Annotated in this window: 13 protein-coding genes; 4 read left to right on the top strand and 9 right to left on the bottom strand. The window is 61.7% G+C overall.

Going from position 1 to position 18299, the window contains the following annotated elements; translation table 11 throughout:
* Positions 1–289 precede the first annotated feature (289 nt).
* The 3 genes from L1857_RS08695 to L1857_RS08690 form a co-directional block, all read right to left on the bottom strand.
* Entirely contained in the window at positions 290–631 is a 342-nt protein-coding gene (locus L1857_RS08695; protein ID WP_162831113.1) for a hypothetical protein, read from the bottom strand.
* A complete protein-coding gene (locus L1857_RS35660) occupies positions 565–972 on the bottom strand; it encodes a DUF3990 domain-containing protein (protein ID WP_116111465.1) in 408 nt (135 codons plus the stop codon). The genes L1857_RS08695 and L1857_RS35660 overlap by 67 nt, the downstream gene beginning before the upstream one ends.
* An 80-nt stretch (positions 973–1052) precedes the next feature.
* Entirely contained in the window at positions 1053–2264 is a 1212-nt protein-coding gene (locus L1857_RS08690; RefSeq protein ID WP_429728364.1) for an IS256 family transposase, read from the bottom strand.
* Positions 2265–3283: 1019 nt separating this feature from the next.
* Between L1857_RS08690 and L1857_RS08685 the strand changes: the two genes are divergently transcribed.
* Entirely contained in the window at positions 3284–3535 is a 252-nt protein-coding gene (locus L1857_RS08685; RefSeq protein WP_232285517.1) for a hypothetical protein, read from the top strand.
* Between the two features lie 46 nt (positions 3536–3581).
* Here the strand turns inward: L1857_RS08685 and L1857_RS08680 are convergent, their stop codons facing one another.
* Both L1857_RS08680 and L1857_RS08675 read right to left on the bottom strand, forming a co-directional pair.
* The gene (locus L1857_RS08680; RefSeq protein ID WP_116112916.1) at positions 3582–4139 is read right to left on the bottom strand and encodes an ImmA/IrrE family metallo-endopeptidase; all 558 of its coding nucleotides are present in this window, start codon (positions 4137–4139) and stop codon (positions 3582–3584) included.
* Positions 4136–4645 (bottom strand): helix-turn-helix domain-containing protein, encoded by a 510-nt coding sequence (locus L1857_RS08675; RefSeq protein ID WP_205413353.1) that lies wholly within the window; start codon positions 4643–4645, stop codon positions 4136–4138. Before L1857_RS08675 ends, L1857_RS08680 begins: the two co-directional genes overlap by 4 nt.
* A gap of 162 nt (positions 4646–4807) precedes the next feature.
* On the opposite strand from L1857_RS08675, the gene L1857_RS08670 reads away from it, so the two are divergent.
* Genes L1857_RS08670 through L1857_RS08660 form a run of 3 tightly spaced genes read left to right on the top strand, consistent with a single transcriptional unit; the run spans position 4808 to position 6619 of the window.
* Positions 4808–5077, top strand: a complete 270-nt coding sequence (locus L1857_RS08670) for a multiubiquitin domain-containing protein (RefSeq protein ID WP_116112914.1) — start codon at positions 4808–4810, stop codon at positions 5075–5077.
* A complete protein-coding gene (locus L1857_RS08665) occupies positions 5052–6236 on the top strand; it encodes a ThiF family adenylyltransferase (RefSeq protein WP_116112912.1) in 1185 nt (394 codons plus the stop codon). Before L1857_RS08670 ends, L1857_RS08665 begins: the two co-directional genes overlap by 26 nt.
* Complete coding sequence (locus L1857_RS08660; protein ID WP_240323339.1) at positions 6233–6619, top strand: ubiquitination-like system serine protease family protein; 387 nt, start codon at positions 6233–6235, stop codon at positions 6617–6619. The genes L1857_RS08665 and L1857_RS08660 overlap by 4 nt, the downstream gene beginning before the upstream one ends.
* 34 nt (positions 6620–6653) lie before the next feature.
* Here the strand turns inward: L1857_RS08660 and brxL are convergent, their stop codons facing one another.
* The 4 genes from brxL to brxC are packed head-to-tail and all read right to left on the bottom strand — an operon-like array spanning position 6654 to position 18299.
* Positions 6654–8762 carry a BREX system Lon protease-like protein BrxL gene (gene brxL / locus L1857_RS08655; RefSeq protein ID WP_116112909.1) on the bottom strand — a complete coding sequence of 703 codons (2109 nt, stop codon included), beginning with the start codon at positions 8760–8762 and terminating at the stop codon, positions 6654–6656.
* A gap of 12 nt (positions 8763–8774) precedes the next feature.
* Complete coding sequence (gene pglZ / locus L1857_RS08650) at positions 8775–11273, bottom strand: BREX-1 system phosphatase PglZ type A (protein ID WP_116112906.1); 2499 nt, start codon at positions 11271–11273, stop codon at positions 8775–8777.
* A complete protein-coding gene (pglX, locus tag L1857_RS08645) occupies positions 11266–14820 on the bottom strand; it encodes a BREX-1 system adenine-specific DNA-methyltransferase PglX (RefSeq protein ID WP_116112904.1) in 3555 nt (1184 codons plus the stop codon). Before pglX ends, pglZ begins: the two co-directional genes overlap by 8 nt.
* Positions 14820–18299, bottom strand: a complete 3480-nt coding sequence (gene brxC / locus L1857_RS08640; RefSeq protein ID WP_116112927.1) for a BREX system P-loop protein BrxC — start codon at positions 18297–18299, stop codon at positions 14820–14822. Before brxC ends, pglX begins: the two co-directional genes overlap by 1 nt.

Genomic DNA, 18299 nt, shown 5'->3' with positions numbered 1-18299 from the left:
CGCTGGTACCCGGACCGTACCGGCCGAGCAAGCCGACGTCGCCAGCCGCGCCGGCCATACGGGGTCGACCATCTAGCGCACCTCCCCGCCAGCAACACCGCCAACGCGGCCAGCCCGATCCAGCCAGCCAGACCCACATGTGGAGGTCGTGCGAGAACGAAACGTCCGCGGGGCAGGTTGAGTCCTTCAGGGTTTCGTTGAGGTGCGACCCGGTCCGATCGGCGCGCAGCTCTGCCGTTTGCTTATCTCACGTCCGGAAGGCGCACATCAATCATAGTTCCAACGAACACTAAGTTGGACTCCAAGGACGTGGCGTTAATTTTTCTGCCGGCTGGTTCCACCAAAAATCGATGTGCCCATAGTAAACCTCGTAAGCCCAGTATTCGGGATCTTGATGACCCAATGCATTTTCGAAGTCTGGATCATCCATTTCCCAATCACCCAGGAGGTCATTGATTCGACCAGTAGCCTCTTCTTCGGTTATGCCGAATTCTGAGACCATGACACTTACTATCAAAGGATAGTATTCACGACCGCGCTCGCTACGCCAAGGACATTTTTGCATCATTGGATGAACCTGTTCAATACCGATGCGGCAAACGACGCATGGAAGGACACCTGACTCCTCCACGGCCGCCTTATACCCCCGCGTCTCAAATTCTCCACGTTACCCACCATGGGCCCCTCGACAACATCGTATTCATGAAGATCCTTACTCGAACGATGATGCAGCGTAAAGCTCCGCCAGGCATCGTCCGCCTCCACGAAAGTTCGCGTACTCAAAGATTCCAATTCTGATACAGGGACCCTGAAACGCACAACCTCGGGAACTCCACCTCTTTTTCTCACGACCCTCTTAGCTCGTGCCGCTGCTTGCTCCGGATCACGTGTCGTGTAGAAGCGGCGGCCGAAGTCTGGGTTGGCGATCCCCCTGCCGAGATCAATGCCGTCGGATCGGAACTCCGAGCACAACGATCGTTCGTCCCATGGTAAATCGACGAAGTTGTCCGGGACTGGGGTCTATCCCGTGATCGGTGTTTCTGGCGGTTCGGTTAGTAGGTTTCGGCGGCCGGCCAGCGGTCACCGAAGGTGATGGCGAAGGCGTTGAGTACGGGTTTCCAGCGCATCGTCCATCGGGCGCGGCCTGTGCCGGTGGGGTCCAGGCTGCGGGTCACAAGGTACAGGCACTTCAGGGCGGCCTGCTCGGTTGGGAAGTGGCCGCGGGCTCGCACCGCCCGCCGGTAGCGGGCATTGAGCGATTCGATCGCGTTGGTCGAGCAGATCATTTTTCGGATCTCGACGTCGTAATCGAGGAACGGCACGAACTCGGTCCAGGCGTTGCGCCACAGTCGGACCAGCGCCGGATACTGCGCAGACCATTTGTCGTCCAGTTCCTGCAACGCCACTTCCGCCGCTGTCGCGTTGGGGGCCTCGTACATGGCTTTGAGGTCCCGTTTGAGCGCGTCGGTGTATTTCCGGGAGGTGAGCCGGAACGAATTGCGGATGAGGTGGATGATGCAGGTTTGCACGATCGCGGCCGGCCAGACTTGTTCCACCACCTCGGGCAAGCCTTTCAAACCGTCGCAGACGAGGAAGAACACGTCCTTCACGCCGCGGTTTTTCAGATCGACCAGGACGCTCATCCAGAACTTGGCGCCCTCGCCGCCGCTGCCCGCCCACAGGCCGAGCACGTCCTTACGGCCGTCCACGGTGACACCGATGGCGGCGTAGAAAGGCCGGTTGGCCACCTGGCTGTCGCGGACCTTGACCACGATCGCGTCGATGAACACCGCGGCGTAGACGACGTCGAGCGGACGGCTGGCCCAGTCCTGCATCTCCGCCACGACCTTGTCGGTGATGCGGGAGATCGTTTCCTTGCTCACCGACGCGCCGTAGATCTCGGCGAAATGCGCCGAGATTTCACCGGTGGTCATCCCCTTCGCATACAGGGACAGCACGATCTCGTCCACATCGGTGAGCCGACGTTGCCGCTTCTTCACAATCTGCGGCTCGAACGTGGATTCCCGATCCCGCGGAACCTCGATCTCCACCTCGCCGGCCGCGTCCGAGAGCACCGTCTTCTTCCGGGTCCCGTTACGCACATTCGCCGAATCACGCCCCGGCTCGGCACGATGCTTCTCATGTCCGAGGTGCTCGGTCATCTCCTCATTCAGCGCGGTTTCCAACACGTTCTTGGTGAACAGCTTCAACAGCCCGTTCGGGCCGGTCAGCTCCAGCCCCCGCTGCCGGGCCTCGGCCACCATCGCCACCGCAGCGGCCTGCTCCGGCGACAACCGCTTCTCACTCTTACGTGGAGTCACAGCCCCAGATGTCATCACTCACAGTGCCCATCCCGCCGGACCTCAGCCCGGCGTGTCGGGCCAGAAACACCGATCTTGAAACAGTCCCCGGGACTGCGCCGCCCGTTGACAGGTTTGCTGTGGTGGCGGTTGTCGGGTCGGTGGCAGGGGTGAATGGGCCGGCGTCGGCTGCCGCTCGGCCTTGTGCGCCGTTGGCGGGGTCGAGGACCTTGAGGTTGATGACGGGTTGGTTGTTGGCGGCCTCGAGGCTGGCTTCTCATGCTGGGTGAGAGGGACGGCGAGAGAGGTGGCCGCGCCGCGGGAGTCAGTGCTCGGGCTCGCACCATCGCCCGGCGGGCGGCTTGGCGGGCGGCCTCGGCCGCAGCGCGCGCTGCTGCGGCCGCAGCGGCGGATCCGGCGCGGCCCCCGGCGGAGAGGGCCGCCCCTGCGGCCCGTCCGTATTTCAGCGATTTCCCGGCTTTGGTCGCGCCTCGCACGACGGCGCCGCTCGACACCCCCCGCCGCGGGTTCGGAGCATCCGCACGGCGTGCAGGTGGGAGGTCTCCGTCGAATCGCGATCGCGGCGGCGGCGCGGAGACGTGGCCACGTGGCATCGGCCGGGCGTAGCTGGTCAGCCTCCGGAAGCCGAGGCGCGCAGCCCGACTCCGGCGCCATCCGCTGGCTCACCGGTTGGACGACACGTGGGCTCAAGGGGCGCAGTGCCTGGCCCGGCTCGCGCGGCGAACCGATCGCCCGACCTGCGCTAACGTGCAGGCCGGACGATCTTGACGACTGTGGACCTTGGGGGAACTTACTACAACACAAAACCCCAGGTAGAAGCCCTGGAGGCGCTGCTCCGGAAGCTCCCCGACCCGTCCAAGCCCACTCCGCCGCCCGCTGACCGGCCGAAACCAGGTCGTGCCCGGCAACTCGACGCTGTCCAAGTCAAGGACCTCATCTCTGGGTACCAAGCCGGAGCAACCGTGTACGAGCTGGGTACCCGGTTCGGCATCGAACGGCGCACGGTCAGCAACATCCTCAAACGACACGACGTGCCGATGCGCCGCCGTGGACTCTCCCCCGAGCAGGTCGACGACGCGATCCACCTCTACAACCTCGGCTGGTCACTAGCGCGAGTCGGCGAACACCTGGGCGTCGACCACACCACCGTGCTGACCAAACTCCGCGAACGCGGCATCCCCACCCGCGACACCCACGGACGACCACGATCGTGAACCGATCAGTTCATATTTCGGATGCTCCCAATGCGGCGGCCAGCGACTAGCTGTTGCGGGACATGGCTTGCTTGGCGACGCCAGTGGTGTTGTACCGGAAGCGCGCCATCTCGACGGTCACGTCGTACTGATTGGCGATCTGCTCGATCGAGGCTTGGCGCCGCGCAGCACTCAGAAGTAGAGGTCGAGGCAGCAGGAGTGTTCCTCCGAAGGCGGTGGCCTCTTCCTCTTCGTCCGGCTTGCAGGTCCGGAACGGCATCCCGTCGACTTCGCGGATCTCAGACAGATCGTGCTTGAGCATGACGTGCGCGAGTTCGTGCGCGATGTCGCTGTTCTGGCGGCCAGTGTTGCGCAACGGGCTGACCACGATGATCTTGCGCTGCTCGATCTCGAAGGTGGCTGCGGAAAAGGCAAACGCCTGGAGGCGCTCCAGGTCTTCAAGCTCTGCAACGTCTACAAGCTCACCCGCGTCAACGATCGAGACACCTAGGTGCTTAGCGAGGTCTCGCGGGTCAAGGCGATCGTGCGAGGCGAGACCCAGCTCCTTCCGGACCCTTGCCGCCTCTCGTTCGGCTTCAGCCTTGAACCCGCGGCGTAGCGTCACAGCTCCCCGCCGGCCACGCGAGCTGCCAACTTGTCGTGCATCTCACCGAGGAGCGAGTTGAGGCGATGGGGAACGCCGGGACGAAGCACAGATGCGGCGCGGAGGTGGCACGCCACTACCTGCCGCTGCGCCGGCGCCTTGGCAAGTACGTCGTACATGTTGCGGAGGACATCCGCGATCTTCGAGGCGGCGTCCGGCGCCAACCGCGGGTCGGCGGCGAGATGCGCGATCGCCTCGTCGATCGGGGCGATCTGGCGTTCGGTAACGGGCGCAAAGAACTGCCCCGGGGAGACGCCGAGCCATGCGCACAGGAGGGTGAACGAGGTGAGGTCGGGCTGAGCGCCAGCTTCGACGCGGGTGAACGTACTGAAGCTGACACCCGCCTCGGCTGCGGCTTGGCGCAGGGACAACTTCCCGCGGCGCTCGCGGAGCATCTCGCCCAGCCGGGCGAGATCGAGCCCCTCCACGCTCGCGGAAGTGTCGGAGGCGCCTGTCACGTTGTCCATGCCGGGTACGCCGACGCTGCGCAGTTCCGCTCCATGAAGGTGAGCTTAGCGCGGAACTGCCGTCCTGATGACACGACATAGCGTGTCTTGACAAGCGTGATGACGCTTTGCTGATACAGTCAGAGCAAAGCTCCAGCAAGGGCTCTGACACAGGGAGGGGCTATGAGTCCCGGCAACAATCCTGGTCACGGCGAGCACGCCGTGACGATCTTCGTCAACACCCGCGAGTTCCAGTGGGACAAGAAGGAGATCTCCTACGAGGAGGTCTACAACCTGGCGTTCCCGAACGAGCCGCTCAACGACGGAGACGTCGCGCGTATCGAGTACTCGCGCGGGCACAACGGCGGTGGGGCTGGCTCGCTCCAGCCCGGCGGCACCGTCAAGGTCAAGGAAAACATGGTCTTCGATGTCTACGTCACCGTTCGATCGTGATCCGTCGACTCGTCGACTGCTCGACGAGGACTACTGCCTCTCGTTCGAGGCCAACCACCTGATCGTCGAGCGTGTCCCGTACGTCACCGCCGCCAAGGCGGTGACGTACGGGCGGCTCGCATTGCCGGTCGTGTTCAGCGGCGACATCGTCCAGGACGGCTCCGGCGACCACAGGATCTGGTTCATCGGCGAGCAGCCCTGCGATCAGCACGGGCAGCCGATCCCAGGTCCGTCACCCGACGGTCACGCCATAACCCCGGAACTCAGCGCGAACTTCATGATCTCCAGCAAGCCGAAGAACGCCGGCGCCTACGCCAACACCTACGACAAGATCACCTCGTACGTGCGGATCCTGAGCCATCCCGCGAAGGCACTCGACCCGACTGTGACGGCGACGCCGGGTGCTGGCTGGACTGAGGTTCCAGACGACCTGCCGTTCGTGTACCCCGACACCGGCACCGCTCGCGCGGGTCTCGCTGAGATGAACGCGAAGTTCCGAGGCCACCGCATCGGTATCATCGGCCTGGGCGGCACCGGCAGTTTCATCCTCGACCAGGTGTCCAAGACCTGGGTCGACACCATCGAGTTGTTCGACGGTGATGTGTTCGACAACCATAACGCCTACCGCGCTCCAGGCGCTGCCGACATCGAGGACCTCAAGTTGCGTCCGAACAAGGCCGAGCACTTCGCCCGCGTCTACTCCCACATGCACACTGGTATCACCGCGCACCCGGACTTCATCACCGCCGACAACCTTGAACTCCTCGGCAACTGCACCTTCGTCTTCATGGCCGCCGCCGATGCGAACGACAAAACCGCGATCCTCGCTTGGCTCCACGAACGAGGCATCCCCACGATCGAAGTCGGCATGGGCATCCGAGACGAAGGCGGGCGCCTCTCCGGACTCTTGGCCGTCGTGAACCACTTCCCCGGCATGTCACACGGCGCGATTTCCACCGCGACCGGCAGGCCCGACGAGTACGACCGCAACATCCAGACCGCCGACCTCAACTGCCTCAACGCAATGCTCGCGGTCATCAACTGGAAGAAGTACCTCACGTATTACGCCGAGCTCAAGCCGGTCGATGAGACCGTCTACCGGATCTTCACGGGAACCATCCGCAACGGAAATGGGGATGCAGGGGAGGATGCAGCGTGAGGGAGACGCGGATCGTTCCCGAGTTCGTGACGTCGTTTCCCACAGAACTGGAGCCAGGCCACCTCTACGTGTCAGCCCGGTTCTCCACCACCGCGCACCTGTGTGCCTGCGGTTGTGGTCGCGAGGTCATCACACCCCTCTCACCCGGTCAGTGGGTGCTCACGTTCGACGGCACGGTCACGATATGGCCATCGATCGGGAACTGGGCGTTGCCGTGCCAGTCTCACTACGTCATCGATCACGGCACGATCAAGTGGGCACGCAACTTCACACATGATGAGATCCAGCTCAACCGCGAGTCAGACCACCGCATCCTCGAAGCCGTCCCTGCATCCCAGAGCCCTTGGTGGGATCGCCTCCTTCGGCGTCTGACTGGTCGCTGACTGGGGCCCTACATCGTCTCGCCGCAGACACTGATCAGCTGCCGTTGCCCTGTTCCGTTCCGCAAGGTTCTCGAAGATACGTGATGCCGAAGGCCTTGAGCCCGCGGTACTTCTGGTACCTCGTGGCGAGGTCGAACGGGCTGTCACTCATGCGCTGGAAGATGTCGAGGCCGCGTCCGAGCAGGATCCTCCAGCCGGTGTCGGTGCTGATCGAGCGGTCGTGGATCGACTGGGGCTCAGCGAACTCGACGTCGAAGACGATGCCGAGCACGGCCGCGCTCTGCTTGATCTGCACGAGGTACTCGTACTGCTTTTGCAGCTTCTCCGAACCGTCCTGGTTCTCGACCGTGATGAGCTTGAGCGCAACCTCGTCCGCAGGATCCTTGCCGCGAGCGATCGCCTCGGTGAGCTCCATCAGGTTCCTGGCCTGGTGGAACATGCGCACGTAGGGGTCGACGATCGTGATCTGCGAGGCGCCCTGCAAGTACGGGACGAGCAGCTCGTCATACGAGACGCCACGCTGACCTTCTTGGTACTCCCGATGTCCCTGGAACAGTTCAGCGGACGCCGCACCGGCTCCCAGCGGATCTGCGTTTGCCGGTGCCTCATCTGGCTCAGTGCCCGTGCGGACCCGGCGGTAGTACGTGGGGTACTGGTCCTCCTCGAGCGTGCCGACGGCGTACCAGGTGCCTTCCTTGTCGAAGTAACCGAACTTCACCTCGGCCATGGTCGAGTCGATGCGCAGGATCTGGTCCTTGACGCGCTTACGTCCCTCTATGGCGAACCGAAGGATCTCCTCGATTTCCTTGCGGGTGGCCTCGCCGCCCGGATAGAGGATCTTCATCAAGCCGGAGAAAGTCTTGTGGATGCCGTCGCGATCGCGCGTCGAGATGTCGGGCGACAGCGTGTAGTGCTGCTGGTAGCGGTCGGAGTAGTCTTGCGAGCGCATCGACTTGAGGACTTCGGCGATGTAGTCGACGACGAACCCGTAGCCGTCAGAGAACATCTCGCCACGGATGATGTCCACTTCCCAACCGGGAATGTAGTGGTGCAAGCGGTCAAGGTAGGCCGGGTCGTGGTAGGCGTCAGGGAGCTCGTCGAACAGGTCGGAGTTCTTGAGCATGTACGGCACGGTGTGCGAAGTGTTCCCGACGAAGACCATCGAGGCCTCAGCGCCCAGGGTCTCGACGCCGCGAGAGAATGACTTGTTAGCCATGTAGTTCTTCATGATGTCGACGAGCGACTTGTCGGTGCGCTTCTTCTTGCCGGCGAACTCGTCGAAGGCGACGACGTCCCAGTAGCCGACCAGGCCGATGCGCCCGTTAGAGTTGTTGACGAAGAGCTTGGGAACGGTAACCTCGCCACCGGAGATCAGCATCCCGTGGGGTGAGAACTCCGAGAAGATGTGGGACTTTCCGGTGCCCTTGGGGCCTAACTCGACGAGGTTGTAGTTGCGCTCGACGAACGGGATGAGGCGCACGAGCTGGAAGAACTTCCCTCGTCTGCTGAAGACCTCAGGGTTGAAGCCGATGGACTGCATCAGCAAGTCGATCCACTCTTCGGTGTTGAATCCGCGGCGGGCTTCGAGGTACTGGTCGACGTCGAACTTGGACAGCTGGATGGGCTTGATCGAGCCAAGGTTCCAGGGAACGTCCCAGTGCTCATCGCTATGGAAGTACTCGATGTCGCAGATGCACCACACGCCGCCGACCAGCAGCTTGGGGTGGGCTTTGACGACCGGCGAGTCGACGATCACGCCTTTGATGCCGAGGTTGGCGAACTCGGCCTCGTAGACGTCGGCCTTGTCGTTGAGGGTGACGGTGACCTTATCGATGATCCGGTGCCGGCCACGCTCCTTGATCGTCGACTTGACCAACTCGGACTCGCTGCGGTGCACGTAGTGCTCGGCCAGGATCTTGCGGACGGTGTCGATACCGGCCTGGATGGTGGCTTCGTCGTCTGAGGCGGCGTACTGCCCGAGCAGGTACTCCAAGACGTACGACGGCACGATGGCATTGCCCTTGACAGCCTTGACCAGGTCCTTGCGGACGACCACCCCGGGGAACAGCAGGTTGATCTTGAAGTCGAGATCACTCTGCTGTGGCACAGTCGGCTCGGGCGTCTCGTTCTCCGTCTCGCTCATCTCAGCTCGCTCCTAGAAGTCGAAGTCCGACGCGAACGAACGCTTCAACGTATAAACCGCCTTGGCGAAGACTCGCCACTGGTTGGTGTTGGGGATGCGCTCCTCCAGCCGGAACTCGACGGCCCGGTTGTTGTAATCGTTGGCGTCTTGGCTGAGCAGCATCCGTGCGCTCTGGTAGCGGTTACGCTTATCGGCGGAGGTCTGGTCGAAGGTCAGGTCGACAAGGTTCGAGATGAGGGTCTCGCCGACATAGAGCCCAGCACGGAGCGTGCGGGCTTGGACCTTGTCGCTGACCGGCTCGGTCTGGAAGAGCCGGACGACGACCTGTCCGGTGGTGATCTTGTCTGACTCGGGCCAGACCTCGACGTTGACCAGCCTGGTGTCGCTCTTGCGCTTCTTGTTGACCGCCAGCACTGGCACGACGATCTCCTGCAGCGTCGCCCCGCCGTGCACGAATCGTGAACCGCCGCCGGGCAGCCGCAGACGGTGGAGCGACTTGGGGATCTGGATTTCCAGGTCGCTCTCGAGCCCCAGCTGGGTGGCCTCGAAGGTAGCAAAGGCGTTATCGAGCTTGAGCCCGTTGCCCAGCACGAAGCGCCGGTTGACGACCTTGATGCCATCGCCCTGCGGCTGGGTCGACAGGAAGAACGTGTCGGGTAGTGCCTCGTCCTGGAACAGGAAGCCATGGTCGGCGGTGATGAAGATGTTGGTGGCGTTGGCGCTCGCTAGCTTTTTCACCAGGTCAACAATGTCACGCAGGGTGTCATCGACTGCCTCGAAGACCTGCCGTTCGGTACCTGGCTTATCCCCCGTGGCGTCGATTCGGTTGTGGTAGACGTACAAGACCCGGTTGGACTTATACAGCTCGCGCCGCTCCTCAGCGTTCAGGGCCTTGAAGTCCTCGGCCTGGATCGCCGATCCGCCAACGCCCTCGAGGATCTTGCTGCGGAAGGCGGTGTTGTTTGTCGGTTGGTCGTCCACAAGCACCGTCTTGGCGTCCGCCGAATGCTTGAGCGTCGCATGCGGCAGCAGCGCCGCCATGCCGAGCTGAGTGTAGCTGGGCAGCACTCCGAGCACGGCCTCCAAGTTGGCCTCGAAGCGGTCCTCCCGCCGGATGAGCGAGCCAAGCTCGTCGGCCACCTCGTAGCGCAGCGCGTCGGAGATGATAACTACGGCCTTCTTGTCGCCGTCGCGCACGAGCGGCTCGACATAGCGGGCGTAGAAGGCCGTCTGCGAATACAGGGCAATCGAACGCCACTTCTCAACGTGGTCCACCTGCTGCTGCCAGGCGTTGCCCAGCTCATAGACGTACTTGTTGGTGTAACGCTTCTCGACCAGCCCGCGAAGCGCCTCCAGCGGCTTCGGGTACTCCGCCGTGCGCGCAGCGTAGACGAACTGGCGATACAGCTGATCAATACGGAACCACCCGTCCCGGTATCGCTCCAGCCCGTCGTCGAACGACTGCATCCCGAGATTCAGCGACGCCAGCTCGCCCAGCAGCTCCGACGCACTGGCGACGGCCGTGTAGAGCTGCTTGTAACCGTCGGCCCAGACGCTGCTCTGCCGCTGGCGCACAACCTCGGCCACCTCGCGCGGAGTGACGGTCTGCTCGGCTACCGCCCGCGCCAGGTCGCTAATGATCTTCTGATCGGTCTCCTCAAACAGGTCGACGCCGACCAGGTCGCGGAAGCTGGTGTCCTCGATCTTCGACTTGTAGTCCAGGTCTCCGGCCGCCCGCTTGGCGAGCGTGGTCATGGCGGCCTGACTGCGTCGGTCGTTGCGCAGGCTGGCGAAGTCGAGCTGGATGTTCTGCAGACCGCTTGGGCGCTCCGACTTAAAACCCTCAATGGCTCTGCCGAAGATCCACAGCACCAGGTCATCGATGCTCGGCGACGCCGACTGGTAGCCGTAGATCCGGGCCACGCCCTGCCAGTAGAAATCATCCAGGCCGAAGTCGACGAGAGCGTCGTACTTGGCGTGCTGGCCCTTCGCGTTCTCGGTCAGGAGGGTGCGCGTGATCTCCAGCAGGCTGTGCGAGTCCTTAAGGCCCAGCACTACGGCGGTCATCTTGGCGCGCAGATCGGTCGCGTCGTCCTCGGGGTTGAGGAGTGCCTTGAGGCTGTGTACGCGCTTCGTGGCGTTGAAGAACTTCTCATACGCCTGGACGACTTCTACTATGCCCTTGCCCGTGAGGCCGAGATCGTGGGCGACCAGCGCGGTGCGGTCGGCCGTGAAGACCCCGTATGCCAGCTCCAGATCGAGCAGCCAGTTCCCGATGCCATCAGGTACTCGACCCGAGCGGTAGACCAGGAACCTGCCCTCCGGCTCGCCGCGCAGCAACCGGTTCTTGATGGCGAACTCGTTGTTGACGACGCGGATGGTCTGGATGCCAGGCAGGTCGAGGCTGTCGATCTCCGCCGCGTACTGGCCCTCTGCGTCGTGCCAGAAGACGACCCGGTGGCGATCGAACCGGCGCAGCAGGTGCGGTCGGACCGTGGCGGCGTCACTCATCGCTGGCCTCAAGGCCGGGGATCTTCTTCAGGGCGGCGCCGAACTTCGGGTAGTTGGCCTTCACACCATCGTCCAGATCGATTGCCAGCTGGCGGGACGCCAGTGGGTACAGCACGTCGTGCTCGTACTCCGCAAGCTCCAGCAGCACCTTGCGCAGCCGGTCAGCCTCCTTCTGGGCGGCCGCCTGCTGATGTGGTGTACCGCCACCTGCAGCCAAGAGCTCCTGTTGCTGCAGGCTGGCGGTGAGCTTGGCACGGAACTCGCGTAGGTACTCGTTGAGCACCGTCGACACCGTGGACGGCGTGTAGCGGTGCATGTAGATCAGCGCGTTGAACGAGCCCTTAGGGCTGGAGAACAGCCAGTAGATCGGACGCTTCTTGTACCGCTGTACGTGATCCTTGTAGAACGACTTCACGAAGTATTCCCGTAGATCCTTCACACCGACAGCCTCGGCGGCAAACCGCAGGTTCTCTTGAAGGTATTCCTCGCCAAATGCGACTCGGAGGAATTCTTTGAGCCGCACGACAATGTCATCTTCGAACCAATCGCCATCCACGATCGGAATTACATTGTCCCTATCAGGTCGGAACTTCGGCGCTGGGATTCTTGTAAAATAATCCTGAAGGGTATCACCTTGACTAGCCAAGATCAGCCCCGGGTGATCGAGGCTATATCGGCCAAACATGCAACCAACTGCATAAGACAGCAATTCTTTGATAGCTTCTTTGTTCAGTTCAGCGGACGCGTCTTCTGTGCTCAAATCTCTACTATAACGGTAATGTGGATTACGAAGGAGTGTGACATTCTCAGGCGAAACCATCGGATCCAGTTCGCCGTTGATCCCGAGTTCTTCAAGTATGCTCGTATTTACTTGCTCTTCAAGATCTCTGGCCCTGGCGGTGCAATCATTCCAGGCGTCGATGACGGACTTGCTCGCGAGCTCCAATGAGCTGGCTTCGCTTAGTACCAGCGGATTAGCGGTGAAGTTCCAGGATGTCTCAAAAGAGTCCCAGTCAGCTCTCGATATGCCAATGAGCTCTGCAACCTGCGAATCAATTGTGGGATTGGCAAATTGAGGAAGGGGAAGCGAGCGGAAATTCTTTGTCCCAAAACTCATTGTCGGGTTTATCGCGAAAGTTAGTTCACGAACGAATGGGCTATTCAAGAAGCCGAGTACATAAAGAGGGAGACCGCCCGTTTCACTGATCGGAAACGCGCTCATTCCTTTTACATTGAAAGTAAAGCCGTGATCGTAGGCTCGAAATGCAGGTGCAGCATCGCTGATCTCCGACCAGGAGATGGAGGACCTAAAATAAAAGCCTTCATCGTGAACTACATAATTGATATTGCCGTTTAGATAGGGGTACTTCTCAGCAGCAGATGCCTTTATACGATAGCCGAGGTCCTCCCAATCGACAACGTATTCGTAGTTGCCGAACCACTTCCGGTTAGCTCCACCCTTGTTGTGCGCAAACCATCGTGCGCCACTCGCCAGCGCCTCTTCATCGGACATCGCGTCCACGCACGCGCGGCTCCAGGAAACTTCCCAGAAGTAACGCAAATAAAGATTATTGTCTGTAGTAAAAAGCCCTCGCCGAGGCTGCAAGACCTCAGATATTGACTGAGATCGTCCGATTATATCGAGAACTCTGATTGGCACCCAATAGGCTATCGGAGAGCCGGGAAGTGCGGCAAATGCTCCAGCTGTAACATGGAAAACGTTATCACTATTTGAACTCGAAACGCATGTATTCGCAATGCGCTCCTTTTCTGCCTCCGAGTCGCCGTCAACGAGACGGAAATATGCAGCGGGCGTCGACCTACCAATCTGGCGCATCAATACAAAGGCGGTGGTTGCCACGACCGAACCCCCGATGGAATCGAATGCTCGATCGCCGAGATGTGCCATCGCAACAGGAGGTGACGTGTTGAGAATCCTCAGCCTAAGATCCTCATAAGAAGACAGGAACATCCATGACTGCATGGTAATCATGGCAATGATTCCAGAATCGATGGAGAGATCTATACAACGCTCGATAAACATTGCGAAGAGGTCCGACCTGGAATCAGCAAACTCACGCTTCGCATAGTCGGCAAGCATGGGCGCCATGTTCCTCGAGCCCATATACGGCGGATTTGCGATTACAACATGATATTTGTCAGCAAGGTAACGACTCTGCTCAATGAATCGCCCAATACGATTGCCGAGTTCGTTTCCGACCAGGTCATCTTCGACGCCAGAGGTGTGCGCAGTTAGATACAATCTGGCCTGCTCTACGGACAATAGCCCTGGGCGAATTAGGGATCCAAGTATGTCGGCGTGCTCGAATTTTTTCCAGAACTCCTGCTCTTTGTGTCGGTCACCCGACTTCGTCACCAGGAAGTCAAGTTCCTGAGCAGTAAAGGAGATTGGCTCAAGTACGCACACGTTCGGTTCGATCTTCTTGCTGAAGAACGTGCGCTGCTTAGCTCGTGCCTTCATGGTCAGGGCGAAGGCTGCCAACGCCCCAGCTCGCGGATCGATCTCCACGCCGTAGAGGTTGTTGGTCAGGATCAGGCCGGGGATCTCGGCCGGGGCGTAGCCCTCTTCCTCATAGATTGCGTACAGCAGGTCGAAGGCGTAAGTCAGCATGTGCCCGGAGCCGCAGGCCGGGTCGATGACCTTGAGCTCCTCGGGGTTGCCGATCTTGAGGAAGTCGGTCTCCTCGTCGACCGGGGCGATGTAGTACTGCATCTGGCGGACCAGGTGCGAGGACGGTCGGTTGAGCATCCAGAGCCGGCCGAGCGAATTCTCGACCAAGTAGCGGACGATCCAGTGCGGTGTGAAGAGCTGGGTGGCTGCGGGGATCTCGTCGGCGCCGGCCTTCTTGTTCTTCTTGAAGCCAGCGAAGACCTCGTCCTTACGCTCCGAAATGTAGAACTGGTACAGCCAGCCGATCACCTCGACGTCCTGGCACACGTCCTTTGTGAGCACCTTGACCGCACGGCTCGACACTGAGTCGTCGGCCAGCAGGTTGGCCGGGATGAGCAACTCGGTGAAGTCGCCCTCGCGCTCGAACATGAACGGCATGGCGCGGTTCCAGTAGCGGCAGTAGTCCGCGAGCAGCATGGCGTAGGCCTCGCCCTGGGCGTCGTCGCTTCGGCGGGTGCCGTTGAGCAGAGCCGTGACCGTGTCGCGGGTCTTGGTGCCGACCACCGCAGCGTCGATGTTGCCGCGCTTGGCTTCGGCCAGGATCTCGGGTTGACCGGTCTCAACGCCGGGCTGTGGTGAGACAACGCCGATGCCGGTGTAACCGTTGGCGTCCATGAACCGCAGGGCGATGATCCGGTTGAACCACGTGTAGGCGACCCGGTCGGCGATTGCTGCCTTGCCCTTGTCGCCGCCGCCAGCCGCCGTGACGGCCTTCTCCAGGGCTTCGACGGCCTTGGGCCGTTCGACCCGATCGGGTGAGGCTGGGGCCAGCACAACGGCAATCCGGGCGGTCACCTCTCGGATGAGCGTCGTACGTGCCCAGGTGGCGAATGACTTCAGCGGCGCGGTTTCCATCAGAGAGAGATTCGCTTTCCGTCGTTCAGGGTCTGGACGAGTGCCGCGCGCAGGGCGTCGAGGTAGCGGTCGACGTCCTCTTCTGTTTCCAGCACACCCGAGACGCCGGTGGCCGCGATGGTCTTGACCGACACGGTCTGCTTTGGCGACGGTGGCGTACCACCATCACCGTCGCCGTCTCCCTGCTGAGCGGCGGCCAGCTGGTCGAGCAGACTCGGGTAGACCGTCTCCTCGAAACTCGAGCCAGTCTCGCGGATAAGGGCGACCTGGTTCTGAGTACGGATGCGGGAGAGCGTCTGGTCGACTCGACGCAGCACGCTCTCCTGGGCGTCCGGGGTCGCTTTGGCGTAGGAGGAGCTGCCTTCGATCTCGGCCTTGCGCCCCTCGATCGCCTCGACGACATCCGCGCGGTTGCTGGTGACGACTCCGTCGATCTGAGCACGCAACTGGTCGGTGGCCTGCTTGAGCTGGGCCATCTTGTTGCCGCGGAAGGCGTTCGGGTCGTCCAGGGCGGCGCGCACCGTCGCGTCACTCCCAGAAGGCAGATAACCGAGGTTGCTGCTGTGGGTTGCCAGCAGGTCGGCCGCCTGGTCATAGATGGCCTTCTGGCCACCGCTGAGGAATGCCTGGATCGGGTCGATCGTGCTTTCCTTGGCGTCGAGCAAGTCGTCGCCAAGGTTGAATTCGGTCAAGTACCAGTCGTCGGGTTTGCCGACCACCTCGTCAAGCAGCGCGATTGGAGTCGAGAGCTGAGCCACGAACGGGTATTTCGAACCTGTGATGGTCGCGTTGAGCTCGTCGCGCTTGGCCTGCAGCTTGTCGGCCCCGTGGCGGGCGAGTTCCAGCGGGTCCTTGGGAGTGTTGCCCTCGTCAAAGAAGTCGGTGCAGAACTTGCGGAAAGCGGCGACCTTGCGCTCGTCGAAAGTCTTTTGGGGAGACACCACGGCGTGGGCGTGCTTCTGGGTGTTGCGCAGTACCGTAGCGACCTCGGAACGCTTGAGGACGTTGCCGTCGACCGTGAGCGTGACCTTGGATGTGCCGATCAGGTAGGCGACCAGGACCTCGATCGAGGCCAGGTCCCAGCCGTAGGGCTTGGTCGTAAAGCTGTCGACAATTGTCTTCATCGTGACCTGCTCGCCGAGTGTCTCCTTGCGGAGAACGAACGACAGCACCTCCTCCGCCGGCGCGTAGAGCTTGCTGGCGGTTTCGGCATCGAATAGCCCGCTGTCGGGCTTGACAGCCGAGGCGACCTGCTGCTCGCTGTAGGTCGTACCGCCAAGCAGCTTGAGCTGGGTGTAGGTGCGGCTGATGAGGTCTTGGAAGCCATCGGTCACCCGCACGAGCGCGTCTTGAGAGTTTGAGGTGATGTCGGCGGCGTTGATGACCAGCGTGGACTTGCCCACCGAGACCTTCGCCCGCTCGATGAGTTCCTTCTCGCGGTCGGTGTTCTGCGCACCCTTGGTCTGCAGGATCTGGCCCTCGATGGCCGAGATCGAGGTGCTCTGCTTGCGCTTGATGTACTTCTCGGTTCTGATCAACAGCCGCAGATCCGCCAGCAGCCGGGCGTCCGGTTCGAGGATGACGCGCAGCTCGTCCTTGCCCGCGCTGTGCATGCGGATTTCGTCGGGCGAGTACGGGTACTCCGGCGAGATGAAGTGGACCGCCAGTTCGCGCTGCTGGCCGTGGGCCTGGTCGTCGAGCTTGAAGCCGAACGGGAAGTCCTGGCCGTTCTTGGCGTAGCGGATCTTGTTCGTCTTGATGACGTCGCCCGAGAGGATCTTGAACAGTCTCCCGCTGATCTCGGAGGCGTCGATGTCGACGTTCTTGATCTCTTCCTCGATGACCTGTTCTTCGTTGGTCAGGTACTCGTAGGTGTTGCCGTTGCGTTGGATGTAGGTCTGCGTCTCCAGCATGGTCAGCGCTTCCTTGACCTGCTCCGAGAGCGCGGGAAGGTCGAGGCCGAAACGGTCGTAGACCAGCACTGTGAGGTTGCGCGGGGTCGCTTGGAAGCTCTCGACGTACTTGACCAGGAACAGTGCCTTGAGCAGGCGGATGGCCAGCGCGTTGTCGAGGTTGCGCTCGGCGACGTCGATCGAACGCTGGGCGGCAGACTTCAGGGAGGCGCGGATACCGGCGAACATGCTGTCGAACGTGGCGAGCTGGCCGACCTCGACGTTACCGATGTCCTTGGCGACCTGCTGGACGACGCCGAGCATCGAGCGCTCGCCCACCGAACTGTTGCGCCCCTCGAAGACGTTGTGGTCGGAGATGCCCTCGATCGCGGCCTGGAACAGCGGGAACTGGTAGCTGACGAACGGGTAGGTCCCGACGAAGTGGGCCTCGTCAGCGTAGTTGCGGTAGGTCTTGGCCCCGTCGACGAAGTCGAACAGCGTCTTGAAGTTGGCGTGCTGCTCGGCGTGGATCGTACTCAGCGCGGCCACGCCGGCGTCGTTCTTCTGGAGCAGACGCTTGCGGATGACCTCCTCGACATCGGCGCTGGTGAGCTTGAGGCGGGTCTTGAAGCGGGCCTGGATCTTGGAGAAGTCGTTGCCCTGCTGGCGGGTGCGGTCGCCGATGACCTTTTCCATGTCCTCCTGCGAGGTCACGAACACCCACGCCAGGCCAGAGCACTTGGTGTTGAGCGACTCGGCGATGGTCTGCAGGTTGAGCATCAGTTTGGTGTCCGAGCCGATGAACTGACCGACCTCGTCGACGAAGAAGTTCAGCCGGAAGGCCGGGTCGCCCTGCTTGTCCAGCCACGCCTTGACCTCGTCCGCGAAGTCCTCGATCGAGACGGAATAGGAGGCGCTGTACTGCCGGATGATGCCGTCTGCAGTGCCGCCGTTGACCTCGGCGAAGGCCCGGTCGATGCTCGGGCCTTCCAGTGCGCTCTGCTCGCGTCCCTGCGACCAGGGGATGCCCGCGATGCGTTCGAACGCTGCTTGGAAGGCCGCGTACTGGCCGCGGTTGTCCAGATCGCGCTCGAACCGCGCCACGTGGCCCTGGTTGCCGTAGTAGCCGCGGCTCTCGTCGAACACCTTGACGAACACCTTGAGCAAAGCGTCGGTTTGGTCCTTGCTGATCAGGGTGGCCTTCTGGTCGATGTTGAACAGCAGGCTCTTGGCGGGGATACGGTCGGCCTTGTTGAGCAGACCTGGGAGGAAGGCATCAGGGCTCTTCGCCCGGAAGCTGTCGGAAACGTTCTGGCGCGGGTAGTCCTGACCGTCGACGTCGCCGAGGAGGTGGGCGAGCATTTTGAGCATGTGTGACTTACCGGAACCGAAGAAGCCGGAGATCCACACACCGTTGGCGTTGGTGTAGTCCGTGTACTCCTCGAGCAGGATCTCCAGGCCCTTCGCGGCCTCGTTGGTCAGGACGTACTCCTCGACCTCAGTGCCCAGGTGTGCGACGTCGTCGGCCTTGATGACGCCTTCGATCGGGCGCTGGATGTCCTTGGCGAAGATCTCGCTGAGCTGCAT

It is taken from the genome of Amycolatopsis thermalba (genome assembly GCF_023376025.1).
Lineage (GTDB): Bacteria > Actinomycetota > Actinomycetes > Mycobacteriales > Pseudonocardiaceae > Amycolatopsis_E > Amycolatopsis_E thermalba.
This window is presented reverse-complemented; position numbering and strand designations above follow the sequence as displayed.